At 69.6% G+C, this 16,963-nt stretch carries 16 protein-coding genes; 5 read left to right on the forward strand and 11 right to left on the reverse strand.

Annotated elements, in window-relative coordinates:
- Positions 1-244 precede the first annotated feature (244 nt).
- Positions 245-2,827, reverse strand: coding sequence for a Helicase associated domain protein (locus OG329_RS39220; protein WP_405801596.1), 2,583 nt, complete (start codon positions 2,825-2,827; stop codon positions 245-247).
- 54 nt (positions 2,828-2,881) lie between these two features.
- Here OG329_RS39220 and OG329_RS39225 point away from each other — a divergent pair, with 54 nt between their 5' ends.
- Positions 2,882-3,118 carry a hypothetical protein gene (locus OG329_RS39225; protein ID WP_405791493.1) on the forward strand — a complete coding sequence of 79 codons (237 nt, stop codon included), beginning with the start codon at positions 2,882-2,884 and terminating at the stop codon, positions 3,116-3,118.
- A 115-nt stretch (positions 3,119-3,233) separates the two neighbouring features.
- Here OG329_RS39225 and OG329_RS39230 read toward each other — a convergent pair whose 3' ends face one another.
- Positions 3,234-4,172, reverse strand: a complete 939-nt coding sequence (locus OG329_RS39230) for an aminoglycoside phosphotransferase family protein (protein ID WP_405791491.1) — start codon at positions 4,170-4,172, stop codon at positions 3,234-3,236.
- A gap of 102 nt (positions 4,173-4,274) precedes the next feature.
- Between OG329_RS39230 and OG329_RS39235 the strand changes: the two genes are divergently transcribed.
- Positions 4,275-5,495 carry a hypothetical protein gene (locus OG329_RS39235; RefSeq protein WP_405791489.1) on the forward strand — a complete coding sequence of 407 codons (1,221 nt, stop codon included), beginning with the start codon at positions 4,275-4,277 and terminating at the stop codon, positions 5,493-5,495.
- 10 nt (positions 5,496-5,505) lie between these two features.
- Here OG329_RS39235 and OG329_RS39240 read toward each other — a convergent pair whose 3' ends face one another.
- The 3 genes from OG329_RS39240 to OG329_RS39250 form a co-directional block, all read right to left on the reverse strand.
- A complete protein-coding gene (locus OG329_RS39240) occupies positions 5,506-6,510 on the reverse strand; it encodes a hypothetical protein (RefSeq protein WP_405791487.1) in 1,005 nt (334 codons plus the stop codon).
- Positions 6,511-6,603: 93 nt separating this feature from the next.
- Positions 6,604-8,190, reverse strand: coding sequence for an amidohydrolase family protein (locus OG329_RS39245; RefSeq protein ID WP_405791485.1), 1,587 nt, complete (start codon positions 8,188-8,190; stop codon positions 6,604-6,606).
- Between the two features lie 359 nt (positions 8,191-8,549).
- Positions 8,550-9,020, reverse strand: coding sequence for a TetR family transcriptional regulator (locus OG329_RS39250; RefSeq protein WP_405802231.1), 471 nt, complete (start codon positions 9,018-9,020; stop codon positions 8,550-8,552).
- Positions 9,021-9,134: 114 nt separating this feature from the next.
- On the opposite strand from OG329_RS39250, the gene OG329_RS39255 reads away from it, so the two are divergent.
- Both OG329_RS39255 and OG329_RS39260 read left to right on the forward strand, forming a co-directional pair.
- Entirely contained in the window at positions 9,135-9,818 is a 684-nt protein-coding gene (locus tag OG329_RS39255; RefSeq protein WP_405801598.1) for an SDR family NAD(P)-dependent oxidoreductase, read from the forward strand.
- A 33-nt stretch (positions 9,819-9,851) separates the two neighbouring features.
- Positions 9,852-10,487 (forward strand): NADPH-dependent F420 reductase, encoded by a 636-nt coding sequence (locus OG329_RS39260; protein WP_405791483.1) that lies wholly within the window; start codon positions 9,852-9,854, stop codon positions 10,485-10,487.
- A 987-nt stretch (positions 10,488-11,474) separates the two neighbouring features.
- On the opposite strand, the gene OG329_RS39265 is transcribed toward OG329_RS39260, so the two are convergent.
- From OG329_RS39265 to OG329_RS39290, 6 genes are all read right to left on the reverse strand, one after another.
- Complete coding sequence (locus OG329_RS39265) at positions 11,475-11,963, reverse strand: tyrosine protein phosphatase (protein WP_405791481.1); 489 nt, start codon at positions 11,961-11,963, stop codon at positions 11,475-11,477.
- 1 nt (position 11,964) lies between these two features.
- Positions 11,965-12,909, reverse strand: coding sequence for a hypothetical protein (locus OG329_RS39270; protein ID WP_405801597.1), 945 nt, complete (start codon positions 12,907-12,909; stop codon positions 11,965-11,967).
- Between the two features lie 19 nt (positions 12,910-12,928).
- Positions 12,929-14,035 (reverse strand): hypothetical protein, encoded by a 1,107-nt coding sequence (locus tag OG329_RS39275; protein WP_405791479.1) that lies wholly within the window; start codon positions 14,033-14,035, stop codon positions 12,929-12,931.
- 267 nt (positions 14,036-14,302) lie between these two features.
- A complete protein-coding gene (locus tag OG329_RS39280; RefSeq protein WP_405791477.1) occupies positions 14,303-14,854 on the reverse strand; it encodes a tyrosine-type recombinase/integrase in 552 nt (183 codons plus the stop codon).
- Positions 14,855-14,912: 58 nt separating this feature from the next.
- Positions 14,913-15,371, reverse strand: a complete 459-nt coding sequence (locus OG329_RS39285; protein ID WP_405791475.1) for a site-specific integrase — start codon at positions 15,369-15,371, stop codon at positions 14,913-14,915.
- 150 nt (positions 15,372-15,521) lie between these two features.
- Positions 15,522-15,797, reverse strand: coding sequence for a hypothetical protein (locus OG329_RS39290; protein ID WP_405791473.1), 276 nt, complete (start codon positions 15,795-15,797; stop codon positions 15,522-15,524).
- A gap of 179 nt (positions 15,798-15,976) precedes the next feature.
- Between OG329_RS39290 and OG329_RS39295 the strand changes: the two genes are divergently transcribed.
- Positions 15,977-16,495 carry a pyridoxamine 5'-phosphate oxidase family protein gene (locus tag OG329_RS39295; RefSeq protein WP_405791471.1) on the forward strand — a complete coding sequence of 173 codons (519 nt, stop codon included), beginning with the start codon at positions 15,977-15,979 and terminating at the stop codon, positions 16,493-16,495.
- The last annotated feature ends 468 nt before the right edge of the window (positions 16,496-16,963 follow it).

Here is a 16,963-nt window from a genome sequence, read left to right on the forward strand (position 1 = left end):
GTACACATCCTGCGCCCCGAGTCCCTCGCGCCCACGCCGGCCAACGCCCCCGGGACACCGGACGCCTGGCGCGCGCGGGCGGTGGCCGGACAGGTGGGCCGGGTGCCGGCCCCGTACGCGGACCCCGGGCAGCGACAGGGCCACCGACCGGCAGGCGAAGAAGCCGTACGACACCGCAGACCCCCGCCACAACCCCCGCCGCAGACCCCCGCGAGCGCGACAGCCACAGCGCCGACGACACCCCTCACGACCACCGCATCCCGACCTCGGACAACCGCTCCACCCGCTCCGGCGACAACGAAGCAGCCCTGCTGCGCTGGTTGCCCACCCACGCCCCCAGCCGCAACCGCACCTGACTGCCGTCCCCGGACAGCACCGTCTCCACATGCCCCCTCGGCACCCGCAGGTGCCCCTCACGCGCGTAGTACCGACGCGCCGCGGCGAGATGCGCAGCCCACCTGTCCGCCTGCGTACGGCGCACCCCCGGCCTCTCGCCCTCACCCGCGGGCCCGACCCCCAGCACCTGCTCACACATCCACCGCTGCACACCGGTGAGCCCGTCCCACCCGAGCCGCACCGACCGCACCCACCGCCCCAGATCCTCACCCTGGCGCACGACCACGCCCGGCGACAGAGGCAACGCCCCGCCCTGCCCCAAGTGAAGCCGGACCAGGTGAAAACAGCGCTGCCACTCCACCGGCCAGGCCGGACACCACGACGGATCGATCTGCGCCAACTGCTCACGCCGCCACCTCGGCATCGCCCACACCACCGGCACCACCGGCAGACCACCGGCACGCCGCCGCTCGTTGTCCACAGCCCTGCGGGCAGCCGCCCGCGCGTTCTTCAGCCAGACCCCCACCCGCACACCCCGGTACGTGGCGTCCAGCGGCGCCAGCAGATGCCCGTGCTCCGCCGCCCACCCACGCGCGGCATCCAGACCCTCCTGCCACGCGACATCGAGACGGCTCCAGACCATGCCGAGTCTCTCCAACTGCCCCACGCGCTCCTCACCCAACTCCCCCTGGGCACACAACCGCCTGGCATCGGCGATCCACTGCCCCAGCGGAAAACCGGACAGCGAAGCCGGCCACCCCCCGGCCCCCACCACCCGCCCACCCCCGGCCGGGACACGAAAGGTGAACGGCACACGCAGATCACCGTGTACGCGGGCGTAGACGACAGCCGCCTCCACCCCACGCCGCCAGTGCTCACGCTCCGGATCCACCACCCGCAAACTGATGAACGCGGCCAGAACAGCCGGATCACGCGGCGTACTGAACCTCAGCAACCGCCGGGCCGGCCCCGACAGCCCACCCCGCCCCCGCGCACCCTCCCTAACGGGGGCGTACACCCCCGGAACCTGCCGCACCGCCAACTGCTCCACCACCCGGGCATCGTGCGCCCTCAGAGCCTCCAGCAGCTTCGCCAGCCCACCGTACGCCCGCGACGTCAGCATGCTGTCGGCCGTCTCACCCGGCCCGAGCAGAACCGGCACCACGAGCGACGCCACCTTGCCCTCACCCGGCCGCATCCGCAGCGCCCGCCCCACCGCCTGCACAAGATCCGGCATCGAACCACGCACATCCGCCCAGAACACCGAATCACAGTTCACGGTGTCGACACCCTCACCCAGCACCTTCACCGAACACAGAAAGCACTTCTCCACGACCGTGCCGTCCGCCGCGACCCCGGCGGCGAACTCGTCCAGCACCCGCCGCCGGTGAACCGGCCCGTGCTCCCCGCACAACCACTGCGCCCAGACCTCGCGCGGATACAACCGCGGCTCACCGGCACGCAGTTGAGCGGCGACCCGCGGCAGACCGGCCGCGAACGCCTCGGCCTCCCGCACCACATGATGGAACACCAGCGTCCGCCGGAACCCCTCCTGCGCCGACGCCTTCACCAACGCCGTCTGCAACGCGGCAAGCCGGGCCCCGCGCACCCGGTCCGAGCGCCCCTCCACACCCAGGAGCTGCGCGGCCTGAAGCCGGGCATCGGTGATATCCACACACACCACCTGGTACGGCGCACACACCCCCCGGTCGATCGCCTCCGACAACGTCAGCGTGTAACACCTGCCGCCGAACGGCCCGTCAGGATCGTCCTCCATACTCGCCACCAACCCACCCGCCACACCCGCCACACCCGCCACACCCGCCACACCCGCACCGCCCTCACCGCCCTCACCGTCCTCGTCCACCTGCCACAGCCGGGGCGTCGCCGTCATGTACAGCCGGCGCAACGACGGAATACGGGCGTTGTCATGGACAACCGCCCACGGCTTCCCGATCCGCCCGGACACCCGGTGCGCCTCATCCACCACCACCAGGTCCCAGCCCGCGAGACCGGCCGCATGCGCCCGCTCCAGCGTGCCCAGACCCACCGCGGCGTACGTGGCGAACACCGTGACCTTCTCCAGGCCCCCCGTCCACTCCACCAACTCGCCCGCATCCGTGGTACAGGGAAAACCCGCCTCCCCCTCCCGCAGCGAGCACACCCCGACCACCGGCCCCCCACGCCCGCCCTCCCGCCACCCGGCCTCGCTCTGAGCGAGCAGATCCAGACCCGGCACGAGCACCAGCACCCGGCCCGCACGCAACTCCCGCGCGCTGCGCACCGCCACCCTCGTCTTCCCCGACCCGGTCGCCATGATCACCTGCGTCCGGAGCCCCCGCTCGGGCACCCGTGAACCCGCCGGCAGCTCAAGCGCACGCACAACCGCGTCAACGGCTTCCCGCTGGACGGCCTCCCGCTGATCCGCACGGCCCGCGCCCGCCATATCCGTCCGCCCTGTCGAAAAACCCCCGGCAAGCCCTGAGCCCATAGCCTATCCGCAGAACAGAATGAAGCACGCGTAGGACCGGGCAGACTCACCGCCATGGACAGACACAGCACACAGAACCGGACACTGACGGTCGACGGGGAGACGTTCGAGGTCACCGAACGCCCCGGCGAACCAGGCACCTACGACTTCACCTGGCTGTCCGGCCCCCACCCCGGATACGGCTTCACCTCCGCGGTACGGCCGGCCACAGCCCTGAGCGCGCGGGAACTGGAGCAGTCGGCCCGGGACTTCCTGGCACAGGTCGACCCCACCACCGGCCACATCGAATAGCCCCCACCCACCCATCCACCCATCCACCCACCCCCACGACACGGCACGGCACGCCGCGCCGCGTTCCCCGCTCCGCGCGGCCACCGCGCCGTCGCCGAGCACTCACCGCCCCGGATCACACGCCACCCGGGCCGGCGGGGCGAGCCGTCGCGAGGAGACGGCGCAGTGAGGCATGGGCCGGCGGACCCCAGGTGGACTTCCCGTTGGGACGGCCCCGGTCACCGTCCTCCCCGATCAGAATGCCGGCGAGGGCACGCAGCACCGCCCAGCCGCGCGCCCGGCGCAGCGTCGCGGCATCGGCGGCCGGCCGGTAGGCCAGGTGAAAACCGGGCGCCGCCCCCTCGGGCAGCAGGATCCAAGGAGCGGCAAGGTCGCAGGCGGGGTCGCCCGCACAGAGATCCCCGAAATCGATCACACCGCACAAGGTGCCGTCCGCCGTCAGAACATTCGCGGGATGAAGATCACCATGGAGCCACAGCGGCGGGCCCTGCCACGCGGGCGCGCTGACGGCGTCCTCCCACACCGCCCGGACAGCCTCCGGATCAGGAATCAGCCCGAGCCCGGTGGCCGAGGCGAGTTGCCTCTCGAACTGCCCGGTGTGCTCGGCCGGCGGCCTCCCGCGCCCGAGACGGCCGACAGGCGCCCCCTGCGGCGCGGGTCGGTGAAGGACCGTCAGGAAACGAGCCAGCGCGCCGGCCGCCTCAGCCGCCCGCGTGACCGGGACGCTGTCGGCAGGACTACCGGCCACCCAGGTGGTCACAAGCCAGGGACGCGGAAACCGTTCGGAGGGCTCACCGATACGCTGCGGAACAGGGACCGGCAGACAAAGCCGCGGAGCCAGGACAGGCAGCCACGCGTACTCCTTGCGCAGCAGCTCGTCCGCGGACCCGGTCGCCCAGGGCAGCCGAACGGCGAGATTGTCGCCGAGCCGCCACACCTGGTTGTCCCACCCGCGCGCACCCAGCCGCAAAGGAAGATGGGCCAAATCGGGGTGCTGCTCCCGCAACAGGTCCCGGACCAACTCCGCCGTGATGTCGACCCCGGTACCGATCATGCCGAGCAACGATAGTCGGCTCCGCCAGGGGCTCCGTACCGACCCTGCGACGGGGAGCCGACCGTCCGCAGGGTCCGACACGTCAGGCCCTAGTCTTGCCGGATGCGTATCGGGGGCACCGGGGAAAACGGCAACAACGGCGACGGTAACGGCGACGGCGGTGACACGCAGAGTCCTGCCGCCCGTCCGGGGCTCCGAGGCCGGCTGCCCCGAGCAAGGAAGCACCAACTCCTCCTGGTGGGAACGGCGTTCGCCGTGCTGGTGGCGGCCACCGTCGCCGTCGTGGTGGCCGTCACCGGTGACGAGGACGGCGAGAAGTGCCATGAGGTGCCCCCATCGGTCCGGGCACTCGCCGACAACCCCGCAGCGGCCACGAAGGCTCTGGATCCCGGGGACGACCTCGACAAGATCTCGTCCGCGGCACATCTGCTGGCACACGACACGGTGTGCGGCGACGGGGCCCGCGTGCTCGGCCGCGTCGTGGACGCGGGCACCCGCGCCGCAGCACCCGGCAAGCCGCACACCGCGGCGCAGGCCCGCAGCGCCTACGCGGTGGCAGCGGCCCTGAGCGGCCAGGAGATCCCGGCGGGACTGGCGCCGGGGGTGGCGCGGATGCTGGCCGAGTACGTCGTGGACGCCGGACGGGCCGACGACCTGGGCACCAGTGACGCGACCGGCCCCATCGCCCTGCCCAACGAGGCCCTGCCCGACATGAACGGCTTTACGGAACTCGGCCGCTTCCTCGCGCCCGGCGAGGTGCACACCAGATTCGAGTACGGCGACTACGACGCGGACACGGACATGAGGACCCTGGTGGCCGAACTCACCGAGGACCCTGAGGCGTTCGCCGTTCTCTACGACGCCGAACGCGCCAATCTGGCCGCCTACCTGGAGCGGCTGACCGACGACGGCGGTGACCCCGACTACCGCCCCTCCCCAGACGACCGATCGGGACCGACAGCCTGGCCGGACAACGACCTCCAGGACCTCGCGGGCCGGGTCGGCACCCTGATGAAACACCGCGCCAACCACACCAGGGACGGCACGATCCCCGACCTCGACGCCTTCGACCGGTCCGTACGCGCACACACCCGGGGCACGTTCCGCCCGGCCGGCAAACAGATCAAGACCCGCCTCCCGGTGGGCGACATAGCCGCCCGGCCCGTTACCGGCCCCCCACGGGGCGATCTGATGGACGGCCGCGACCAGATGTTCACCGTGCTGGACCGATGGGCCGAGCAACGCCACGTACCCGACCGGCGAGCGGCCGCCATGCGGCAGTTGATGGACGACTTCTACGTCCGGGGCCTGTGGCTCAGGTAATCGCGCCGTGTCAGGAGTGGAACCGCAGGTCCGTGCAGCCGTGGCGGCGGACCTCGTCCCGCGCGAACTCCTCGAACATCCGCTCCTTGGCCGCCGCGCTCACCCCGGGGATGTCATCCGAACCGCTGACGGCGTAGTTGGCCCCCTCACCGTCGCAGCGGGCGCTCGCGGTTCCGGGCCGGGGCCTGCCGTCGTTGTCGTACGCCGTGAGCCGGTTGCTCCAGTCGCCGTACCAGGACACGAAGGCGAGCACCGAGCGGCCCCCCGACGACCCGTCCCCACCCCCCAACGTCAGCTCGCAACGCCCGGTCGGGGCAGCGCTGTTCGCCCCCACCCTGATCCGCCAGTCGCCGCCCTTGGGCAGCCCGGCCCGGGACACCCAGGCACAGTCCGTGCCCGCCGCCTCGGCCACAGGGACCGCCGGCACACCATCCAAGTCACTGGCCGGCGCAACGTCCTTCTCCGGGGGCTCGATCGCCTCGGCACCACAACCCACCTTGTCCGACGCCGAGTTGGCGAACGCCACAGCGATACGGTACGCGGCCCCCGGCGTCTCGGTGGCAATGTCCCGCCCCATGTAGGTCTGCACCATCAGCTTGCGCGGCCGGCCCTGCCCGTCCTTGCCGAGATCCGGGCAGGGCACGAGAAACCGTATGGAGCCGTACTCGTCGATGAAACCGGGCAGACTCCCCGGCAGCGGCTTCTGGTCCTCGAACCCATCGAGGGTGAAGACCGCCATGAACGCCCGGTCCTGCTCATCACGCCGGGTGGACGCCGACATCGTCACGGTCCGTTCCCCGGAGACGTTGTGGCCGTCGAAGGTGAGCGTGCAGGAGTAGGAGCCGAGCGCCTGCCTACGCTTCGACTCCGCGGACTCCAGGCGGGCGTCCACCGGCGTGAGCCCCTTCACAACATCGCGCGGCAGCGCGCCGTCGCACGCCTGACGGACCAACAGCCACTCCCGCACGGACGGCGCGGCCAGATAACCGCCCAGAGCGAGCACGGCCGCAGCCACCACAGAAACCTTCACCCAGCGCCGCATCGTTCCCCCGTCGTACCGGCCACCCGTACGTACCGCCGCACCCTACTCGCCGCCGCCGGAAGGCTGTCAGGGATGTCCCCCGCAGCCGCAGCCCGTCATCGCCACCCCCTCCTGAGGCGGCGCAGTGGCTGCGGCGGCCTCCTCCACCCCCACGAGCAGCCGGCGGCGTTCCTCCGGAGGGATCCACCTGCCGTCGACGACCACGCCGTGGATGCGCCGGGTGTTACGGATGTCACGCAGCGGATCGGCGTCGAGGACGAGCAGATCGGCAGCCTGCCCACGGGCCACGGTACCGACATCGGACAGACCAAGGACGCGGGCCGCGTCCCGCGTGGCCGCGCACAGAACCTCAGCCGCAGTGAGGCCGGCCGCCACGAGCAACGCCAGCTCGTCGTGGAGGGCGAAGCCCGGAACGAGATATCCCGTGCCGGTATCGGTGCCCGCCGCCAGCCGCACACCCGCACCGTGCAACTCGCCCACCAGCCGGAGCCGGTGCGCGAAAATCCGGCGGATCCGCCGCACCTGCTCGGCAGTGCGCCCACCGGTCAGGGCCGCCAGTTGGTCCGGCCAGCTCTCCACCTGCCAGGCGGGCAGATACTTCCACTCCTCGGCCCGGGACACAACGTCGCCCGGCATCTCCAGCGTGCGGTGCACGCTCAGCGTGGGCACCACCGCGGTCCCCCCGGCCGCCAGACTCCGGAAAAGGACATCCGCCCGGTCCCGGTCGTAGCCCTGCACCGCCCGCCACTCGAGAGGATGCACCTGCTGGAACCAACTGCGATACCGGGACAGGCTGCTGGCGTCGCCCGGGTCGATCCGTACAGCGGCCAGACGGCGCCGTATCTCCTTCTCATGCCGTGAGGTCGCCAGGAGCAGCGCGTGCAGATGCTCGATACTGCGATGACCGGCCGCGCTCGCCTCCGCGATCCGTACGGTGTCCGGGCAGTGCCCCAGATGAGGGATGCCCTGGCGCCGCGCCTCGTCCGCGATGGCGAAGTAGGCCTCGCGGGACAGCCGGGAGTACACCTTGACGAAGTCCGCACCCTCACGCCTGACCTGACGCACGGCACGCCGGGCCCCGGCCGCGTCGCCCACCTCGATGGTCGGACCCACGTCCGCCGCCCAGATCGACGGCGTGCCGTCGACGATGGGACTGCCGACCACCCAGCGGGGGCCGAGCAGCGCACCACTGCGAATCTTCTCGCGCCACTCGTGATGGACCGGCTGGCCCCGCATCTCCCTCACCGTGGTGACCCCGGCGAGGGCGTACAGCGCCGGAACCACCGCCTCCGGGCCGTCGCTGTGGGTGTGCGCCTCGACCAGCCCCGGCATCAGGTACTTGCCGCTCAGGTCGACCGTACGGGTCCCCGGCCGCAGCCGCATGCGTGCGCTCGGGGCCAGTGCGGTGATGCGACCGCTTTCGACGACAACCGTCATACCAGGAGCCGGCGGTGCCCCCGATCCGTCGATCACCGTGACATGAGTGAACGCCAACGGCCCGGTGCCGGCGCCGTTCGCGACCCCCGCCCCCGCCGCACGTGCCGTCCCGGCGACCGCCGCACCCGTCAGCGCCGTACCCGTCACGACGGCGGCCCCGGCCAGGAACCCTCGTCGGGCCAAACCGCGATGCGCCCCCACTGCTGCTCCGGACATGCTGATTCCCCTCCCGCTGGTCAACTCGTCGGACTCGTCCGCCGACCCCCACGACTCTGGCGGACACGGGGCGATGGGACAGTGCGGCCAGACAGCGCATACGGGGGTGTTGCTGGGACCACCGAGGACCGTCCCCGGCACTTTGCCAGCCGGTCGATCACGCCGCCCCAATCCGTACGGCAGGTTCGAGCTGGACATGAACAGCCGCCTCAATCTGGACCCGTCCATCCGGGCGACGGTGCCCGGTCCGCGCAGCTCACAGGGGGAAGCAGCCGCAGTTCCGGCGTGAGACCTGGGCGCCGGTCCCGGCCGGAGCCCAGGCAACGTGCGTGAGCGTCACCAGGAGTGTTGGTGGCACGTCAACTCGACACTTCCTCCCGTCGCCGGTCATCGCTGGCTGTGGCGGGGACGGCGGTGTCGATGAGGACGGCGGCGATGGCGGCGGCGGTGGGGAAGGCGTCGGCGTCGAGGACGCGGGTGCGGGCCGCGGCGCCGTCGATGAGTAGCGCGAGCTGCTCGCCGAGCTGTTCGGGGTCGGCGGCGCCGGCTTCGCGGGCGGTGTCGGCGAGCCGCGCGGCGACGGCTTTCTTGTAGTCGCGTGCGTACTGGGATGCGGGGTGCTGGGGGTCGTGGAGTTCGACGGCGGCGGCGATGTAGGGGCACAGGGGGGTGGTGGGAGGGATGTCGAAGGCGGCGAGGAGCCGTTCGCGGGGCGTGAGGTCGGTGCGGTCGAACACGCCGGACAGAACGGAGGGGTCGAACCTGCGCAGGTACTCGGCGACGAGTTCGTCCTTGCCGGTGAAGTGCTGGTAGGCCGTGCGCTTGGACACTTGGGCCGTGGCGCAAAGCTGGTCCATGCCGGTGCGGTTGATGCCCTGCTCGCGGAACAGTTGCTGGGACGCGCTGATGATGCGCTCGCGGTCATCACCGGCGGCACCACCGGCATGGCGCTGGCAGGCGCGAAGCTGTTCGTCGACGAGGGAGCGCACGTCTTCATCACCGGCCGCCGCCAGGACTCCCTGGACGGGGCCGTGAAGCAGATCGGCCGCAACATCACCGGCGTCCAGGGCGACGCCGCCAACCTGGACGACCTGGACCGCCTGTACGACACCGTCAAGCGGGAGAAGGGAAGCCTCGACGTGCTGTGGGCCAGCGCCGGCGGGGGCGAGCCCGCCCCGCTCGGCGAGATCACCGAGGCCCAGTTCGACACCTGGTTCGGGCTCAACGCCCGCGGCACCCTGTTCACCGTCCAAAAGGCCCTCCCTCTCTTCAACGACGGCGGCTCCATCCTCATGACCGGCTCCAACGCCTCCCTCGGCGCCTTCCCCGGCTGGAGCGTCTACGCCGGCAGCAAGGCCGTCCAGCAGGCATGGGCCCGCGTCTGGCTCAACGAGCTCAAGGACCGCCGCATCCGCGTCAACGTCCTGACCCCCGGCCAGGTCGCCACCGCCAAGCAGGAAGAACTCTTCGACGAGGCCACCAAGCTCCAGTTCGAGTCCCTCATCCCCCGCAGCAAGATGGGCCGCCCCGACGAAATCGCCACCGCCGCCCTCTTCCTCGCCTCCGACGACTCCAGCTACGTCAACGGCATGGAACTCGTCGCCGACGGCGGCACCACCGCCATCTGAACCGAACAACACCCGACCAGGGCAGGACATCTCATGAGCAACATCAGCATCATCGGCACCGGGAACATGGCCCGCACCATCGGCGTGCGGGCAGTAGCGGGCGGCAACAGCGTCGAAGTCATGGGCCGCGATCAGTCCAAGGCCGCTGACCTGGCCAAAGCTCTCGGCAGCGGCACCACGACGGGAAAATGGGGCACCGCCCCGGCCGGGGACATCGTCATCGTGGCCCTGTTGCACGACGGCGTCGTGCCGGTCATCGCCCATTACGCAGACGCTCTCGCGGGCAAGGTCATCGTCGACATCAGCAATCCCTTCAATGCCACGTTCGATGGGCTGGCCCATCACGAGGAGACCTCGATCGCGCAGGAAGCCGCCAAGGTGGCCCCAGCCGGCGCCAGTGTGGTGAAGGCGTTCAACACCGTCTTCCGTCATGTCCTGGAGAAAGGCCGGCCCGACGTCTTCATCGCCGGCGATAGTACGCAGGCCAAGGTAAGTGTGAAGGCGTTCGTCGAGAGCCTCGGGCTGCGCCCGCTGGACGTCGGCAGCCTGAAAATGGCGCACTGGCTGGAAGGAGCGGGCGTGGTCACGGTGGGCCTCGCCAACCACGGGGTGGGTAACTTGGACTTCGCCCTCAGCATCACCGAACTTCCCGTCCCAGTAGACGGTTGACGGATCACCGAAAGGACTCGCCAAGTGAGGCCGTGGCGAGTCGGCGGAGTAGACGGCGGGGCCGGGCCATCCCGTGCGGGCCGGACAACGGCGCGCACATGGCCCGGCACTCCGCCCTCCCACAAACGACGGATTCCTGCTCGACGAAGTCCCCTGGGAGAACTTCCCGCAGGGGTATCACGTCAGGGAGGCCATCCAGATGCTCCACACCCGCGGCCTGCTCGTTCGCACCGGAACGGGTGTTGTGAACGGCATGTGCGCCAACGACATGCACGCGGCCGCCGTGCTTGCCGTGCCGTTCCTGATCCGGATCGCTGCCGATACCCGCCACCCTTACCGTGCCGACACGCTCGCCGAAGTCTCCTCCGATCCGGATCCGCACCGCCTACGCACTGGCCGCCACCACCGACCTCGATCACACGCAGCCACCCCGGAGGACCTGTTCCACGGGCAGTGGCAGGGCCGGCCATCCAAACTCGACGCCTTCAAGCCCTACCTGGATGACCGCTGGAACCAAGGCTGCACGAACGCCTGGACGGTGTGGGAGGAGATCGTGCCGCTTGGCTATCAGGGCAGCTACCAGCGGGTTCGCGCCTATTTCCGGGAGAAGCGGCTCTCGCCGGGCCGCGTCACGGCTCGGCCACCGTCACCCCGGGTCGTCGCCGGATGGATCCTCCGCCGGCCGGAGACCCTCACCGAGACGGAACACCTTCGGCTCAAGGCAGTTCTGGTCCACTGCCCTGAGCTGGACGCACTCACAGGCCACGTCCGCTCCTTCGGCCAGATGCTCACAGAACGCCAGGGCGAACGGCTGCCGCAGTGGCTCGATGCCGTCCGGCGAGACAACCTTCCCGGCCTCCACACACTCGCCGCAGGCATCGACCGTGACCGGGATGCAGTCATCGCCAGCCTCACCCTGCCCTGGAGCTCAGGCGTCGTCGAAGGTCACGCCAACCGAATCATTCTGTGGAATCTGATTTGTCAATATCATGCATATTTGCGCAGGTCCATCGTCCATTCTCGTTGCTCGGCTGTGTCTGGGACGGCGAGCCCGCGAACTCGTTCGATCTGGTTCCAGGCGGTGTCGGGATCGACGCCGTTGAGGATGAGGAGTGCGGCGGCGAGGAGGGATGAGCGTCCGATGCCAGCTCGGCAGTGGGCGACGACGTGTGCGCCTTCGTGTAGCTGTTCGGCGAGTCTGTGCAGGGCGGGCAGGATCGTGGTGAGGTCGGGGACGGTGCGGTCGGGGATGGGGATGGCGACGAACTGCAGCCCGGCCGTGATGGCTGTCCGGGATTCGTCTGCGAGGCCGAGTTCGTCGAGTTCGGGGTCGGTGAGCGCGCAGACCAAGACATCGACGCCGCAGTCTTTCAGCGCGGCCATTTCGTCTTCGAGCCAGTCATTGCCACGGGGTCTGGCCATGGTGCTCAGTTGTCCCGGGCCGGAGAAGTCGATGGTGAAGAGGTCGGGTCGCATGTCAGCAGCACTTTCGGTCGGTGGAGTCAGGTGGTGATCGGACGGTCAGTGGCAGGGGTCGGCCGGGTTCGGCGCGGAGCTCGTTCGGGGTCGGGCCGGCTGGGGTGGCCACCTCTGCGAGGCGCTGGAGAAGCCGGTCGAGGGCGCTCTGGCCGTCGTCGACGGCGGCGCGTTCCTCCTCGGTGAGCGGAATGCTCATGAGCATGCGCTGCAAGTTGGCCTTGGCTTCAACGAGTTGGGCTTTCGTCGATTCCTTGGGTGTGTAGAAGTCGCAGCGAGCGCAGGCCATCCGGTGCTGGCATTGTTCGAAGAACGAGTAAGAGCACAGCCCGTGACCGAGATCGTAGTACTGCCAGGGTTCACCGGTGGCCGCTGCCCCGGAGGTGATGGCGTCGCGATCGAGCAGGACCTCGACCGTGCGGACATTGCGCTCGAAGTACCCGGCCTCGGTGTATGCCTTCGTGAGGGTGTTGGGCGTGATCTTCGCGCAGTACTGGGTGGATTGCGGGGACCGATGTCCGAGCCAGGCTTGCAGCTCGAACAGCGTCATCGGTTCCTTGGCGTTGTAGAGCTGGCTGGCGATGGTGGACCGGGCCCGGTGGCTGGTGATGTTGCCGCGGATGTCGGCGGCCGGGACTCCGGCCTTGCGACAGAGCATCGGGATCATCGTGTTGTTGATGTAGCTGGTGGAGACGCGGCGGGCCCTGATGGCGAACAGCGGGTCGACCAGCTCGCTGGTTCGGCGGTCGGTGAACTTCGGCTGGTCGGGGCGGATGCTCTGCCAGGCGTCGACGGCCTGGCCGAGGATCGGGTCGACCGGCTTGGTGAACGAGGAGCCGGTTTTATGGGTCGGGACGTCGAGCAGGCAGACCACGTCGCGGGCCAGGACCTGCTGCGAGTCGCCGGCAATCGGTGCCCCGTCGTGCTGCCAGCGGATGCAGCCCACCCTCAACCGGGCGATCTCGTCACTGCGTTGGCCGGAGAAAAGCCAGGTCAGCGTGACGGCGCGGACCAGTTCGAAGGGGTAGAAATGCCCGGATCGGGTCTGCGGCAGATCCGCGAGCTCCAGGTTCAGGCCGGCCCACAACAGCTTCGCCCAGATCTCGTCGGCGATCACTCTGGGATCGGGTCCGAGGAGGGCCGTGATGCTGCGGGGGATGGCCAGCGCGCAGTGGATCGAAGCGGCGGGGCAGCCACTCCCATTCCTGGCAGTCCCGGAAGAACGTCCACAGCGCGGTGATCTGCCCGGCCTTGCTGGGCGCTTCCAGTGGCTTGCCGAGACGGTCGCCCAGACCGATCGTGCGCTGGACGTAGTCGCCGACCTTCATCCGGTCCAGCGCGGCGATCCACGAAGCGCAGGTCTGACGCGTCCAGTCGGCCGGATCCGCAGCGTCGGGCTGTTCGGCGGCGATCCACCGGCCGACCTTGAGCAGGTTCGATCGGACGCTGCCGCGAACGCGCGGGGTCAGCGTCGAGGTCGTGTGCCAGCGGTCGGCCCACTGTTCCCAGACCGGCGCGCCACCGGTTGCCCGCGCCGAGTGGCGGCCGGTGCCGGGACGCGGAGGATCACAGAATCCGAGCTCGGCGACCGCCCGCTGCATCGCGTGCAGGGTGTTCAGCCGACTGCCCTCCAGCAACTCGTCGCGGCGGACCCGGTCGAACAACGCCGTGTCCAGATCCTCAAGATGCGGGCTGCGGTCGAGCAGGAACAGATGGCAGGCCACCATCGGCAGCAGCGTGTCCTCGTCCCGGCCGAGCCGGTATCCCCAAGCGCCGAGGACCGCGCGCAGTCGTGCGATCTCGCCGTTGACGCGGTCGCGTCCGAAGATCCTCCAGGCCAGGGTGAGCCGTTGGAAGCTGCCGAGTCGGTGGAACTCGTTGAAGGATCCGAGCAGGTAGGCGTGCGCTGCGAGATAGGGGCGGACCTCGTCGCCTGCCCAGGCGGGCGCGTGCTGGCGGAACTCGGCCTGAGTGCGGCCGAGCAGGTAGGTCCATTCCTGCTCGCTCCAGCCCCAGAAGGTCCGGCCGGTCGCCGCGCACCGCGTCAGCAGCACCGCGACCACATCGAGCATGGCCCGTCGGCGGTGCGGGGTAGGCGGGGAGTCCAGTGCGGCGTTGACCGTCTCCAGCGGGCCCAGCAGCCGCGCTATCACGCGCCAGCCTGGTGCGGACGGGTCGGTCGTGGTACTGCAGTCGTCGCAGATTGCGCACGCCCAGGTCGGCCACGGCCCTGGCCTCGGCAGGTCGCATCACCGCCGCAGCGTCGTCGCGGGGCGGGGAGATCGGCCAGGACCAGCGTTCGGCCCCGTCCTCGGCGGCGGTGGCCGGCAGTGGTGCGGTCACCGCGACACCTCCGCCGTCGTGCCGTCCGCAGACGTGAGCATTTGTATTCGCCAGGCATGGATGTGCTCCATGCCGCGGGCCAGCTTGTCGGCCAGGTCCCGGCCGGACAGGTGGATGTACTGGAGCGTTGAATCGGTGTTGCGGTGGCCGGCGAAGGTCGCGATCGCGTGCAACTCCCAGCCCATCCGGGCCAGATCGGTCAGACACAGGTGCCGGGTGGTGTGGGTGGAGAACCGCGGGACACCGGCCTCCAGGGCGATCCGGCGGACCACCTTCGACCAGGTCCACAGGGCCAGCGGCTGCCCGTGGTTGCGCCGGGACTCCGAAAGGAACAGCGGCCCCCTGGCCCGGCTGACCGTGGCCCGGTGGGCTAGGTAGGCCGACATCAGCACGCCCGTCGACGCCGAGTATGGCACCACCCGCTCCAACCGGTTCTTCGTCGTCTCCGCCCGCACCCTCAGCGTTCGGTGGGCCGGATCAAGGTCACCGGTCCGTAGCGAGCACAACTCCTCTCGCCGCAGCGCGGCATCGTAGGCCAGGGCCAACATCACCCGGTTGCGGACCGGCTCCTCCCGCGCGACCTGCAGGATCCCCAGCCACTGCTGTTCACTGGGGATCCACGGCAGCTTCGTCAGCCGCGGTACCAGCCCGCTGCTGCCCGGCCCGCTGGCGCCCCGGGGTGTAGCGGCCCCGGCCGACCGGGTTCGACTCTCTCAGACCTTCCTCCATGAGGAAGTCGTAGAACAGACGGACTGGCACCAGACGCTGCTGGATGGTGGCGTTGGCCAGTCCTGCCCCCGAGTCGATCGAGACCACATTGGCCCCTCGACGGTGAGGCCGTGAGGTCAATTCCCTTACGTAGACGGCTATATGTGCGCGGTTCGCGGTGACCGGGTCGACGTCCTCCCGCTCGCACATCAGCAGGTACTCGGCCAGCCCGCGGGCGTAGGCATCGATCGTGCGGGGCGCACGTCCGAGATCCATCCAGATCGTCAGCCAGGTCGCCGCCTGCTCGTGCCGGCCGAGCACCGGCCACTTCTCCATCAGCACCGTCGTGGCGCTCAACACATCTCCCAAGTCCGTGGTTGCACCGGAGAGACATGATCACTCCGGCAGATTCCACGTAACTTTTAAGATGCTCAAACGCCAGATGTTCGGCCGGGCCGGCTTCGCCCTCCTGCGCACACGCGTTTTGCTCTACTCGTGAAGCACAGGTCAGACCGCATCATCAAGGAGCCCGAAGCCCTCCGGGAACCCTTCCAGGAACTCCCGCCGCGCGGGGTCGGACTCGGCTTCGGCCATCGTCCCGAGCAGGTCGATCAACTCGTTCCGCTGGTCGCTCGACAGCTTGCCGACCAGGTGGGCGACGCCCTCCAGGACCTTGACCGCGTCGTCCGGATCCATCTGCTCGTCTTCACTGCCCTCGATGAACCACAGGACGTCGACCAAGGCCTCGGCCAGGGCGTGGGTCAGAGACGAGTACACGGGCATCGAGACGGGCTCCCAGCAGGTCACGGCAGCAGAGCCCGGCCATCCCATCACACACCACTGACATCACGCTCAGTCAGCCCTCCACGGAAAGTGAGCCAGAACCCGACTTTTGACGGCGCTGCCGACGACTGTGCTGTCTGAACTCTGGAGAGCCCGGGAGAGGCATGGGACACTTGATCATGCCTGTGACCAACCCGTGGCTGGCCGGCCCGTCCCCGAAGAAGCGACTCGAACCCCAGCGCCTGGAAGAGCGGATACTCAACCTGCTGTCGTCGCAGAACATGTGCGTGATCGCGACGGCCGGACCGGAGGGGCCGCTCGCGACTCCTGTCCGGTATTACCACCTCGACTTCGCGGTGATGTTCTCCGCAGCCGCTGGTTCGCCGAAGATGAGAAACCTTGCTGCGGACCCTCGGGTGTCAGTAGGAATCTTCGCTCCGCTGGTCGGTCAGGCAAGCAGCCGAGGCGCTCAGCTCTTCGGACAGGCTCGCGTGCTGTCCGAAGACGACCCCGATTTCGAGCACTACTGGCCAGCTTTCCGCTGGCAGTCCGACCACGTCGAGCGGTCCCGTTCCCTCGAGGAACCCCCGTTGGGGCCGCTCATCGTGATCGAGGCCGAGCGAATCGTCTATACCGAGCACTGGCTGCGGCGCGAGGGGTTCGCGCCCCGCCAGTTCTGGACCAGATCGGGCAGGTAGCCGCGAACCCCTGTCCTGGTAAGAGCCTCGTGCCTCCCAAACTCATCAACATCACCCGACCGTGGTTCGGGGCGCCTCCCAAACTCATCAACAGGTGACGTCACTACTGCTCGATAAAGCCAATCTTCGGTACGGACACGAGCGGTAGGAGTCAGTGCCGATGAACCGCCACAAGACGCCCCCCGCCCCTCGTAGCCAGCTTGCCCGCGAAGCGGGCCATAAGGGCTTGGAGGCGAAGCCGGAAAGACCGGGCAGGGGAGCGAAGCGGACCTGCCACAAGGGCGCGCAGCGCCCGCAGTCTCTTTCCAGATCCCAAGCGAAGCGCGGGATCTGACGGCCCGAAGGGCCGGCCCCCGCGAAGCGGGGGCAACCCCGTTGCGAAGCAACGGGGTTCACGGGGACGCGAAGCGCCCCCGCTCCCGCCGAGCGACGCGCGGCGGTTTGATTCCCCAGCGCGCAGCGCTGGGG

Origin of the sequence: Streptomyces sp. NBC_01506 (assembly GCF_045040295.1) — a bacterium.
Taxonomy (GTDB): Bacteria; Actinomycetota; Actinomycetes; order Streptomycetales; family Streptomycetaceae; genus Streptomyces.

Coding starts and splice junctions, on each gene's coding strand:
- OG329_RS39295 (WP_405791471.1), top strand. CDS start 15,977: ATGCCTGTGACCAACCCGTGGCTGGCCGGCCCGTCCCCGAAGAAGCGA.
- OG329_RS39235 (WP_405791489.1), top strand. CDS start 4,275: ATGCGTATCGGGGGCACCGGGGAAAACGGCAACAACGGCGACGGTAAC.
- OG329_RS39220 (WP_405801596.1), bottom strand. CDS start 2,827: ATGGGCTCAGGGCTTGCCGGGGGTTTTTCGACAGGGCGGACGGATATG.
- OG329_RS39275 (WP_405791479.1), bottom strand. CDS start 14,035: ATGCTCGATGTGGTCGCGGTGCTGCTGACGCGGTGCGCGGCGACCGGC.
- OG329_RS39265 (WP_405791481.1), bottom strand. CDS start 11,963: ATGCGACCCGACCTCTTCACCATCGACTTCTCCGGCCCGGGACAACTG.
- OG329_RS39260 (WP_405791483.1), top strand. CDS start 9,852: ATGAGCAACATCAGCATCATCGGCACCGGGAACATGGCCCGCACCATC.
- OG329_RS39230 (WP_405791491.1), bottom strand. CDS start 4,172: ATGATCGGTACCGGGGTCGACATCACGGCGGAGTTGGTCCGGGACCTG.
- OG329_RS39245 (WP_405791485.1), bottom strand. CDS start 8,190: ATGTCCGGAGCAGCAGTGGGGGCGCATCGCGGTTTGGCCCGACGAGGG.
- OG329_RS39280 (WP_405791477.1), bottom strand. CDS start 14,854: ATGTTGGCCCTGGCCTACGATGCCGCGCTGCGGCGAGAGGAGTTGTGC.
- OG329_RS39255 (WP_405801598.1), top strand. CDS start 9,135: ATGGCGCTGGCAGGCGCGAAGCTGTTCGTCGACGAGGGAGCGCACGTC.
- OG329_RS39290 (WP_405791473.1), bottom strand. CDS start 15,797: ATGCCCGTGTACTCGTCTCTGACCCACGCCCTGGCCGAGGCCTTGGTC.
- OG329_RS39225 (WP_405791493.1), top strand. CDS start 2,882: ATGGACAGACACAGCACACAGAACCGGACACTGACGGTCGACGGGGAG.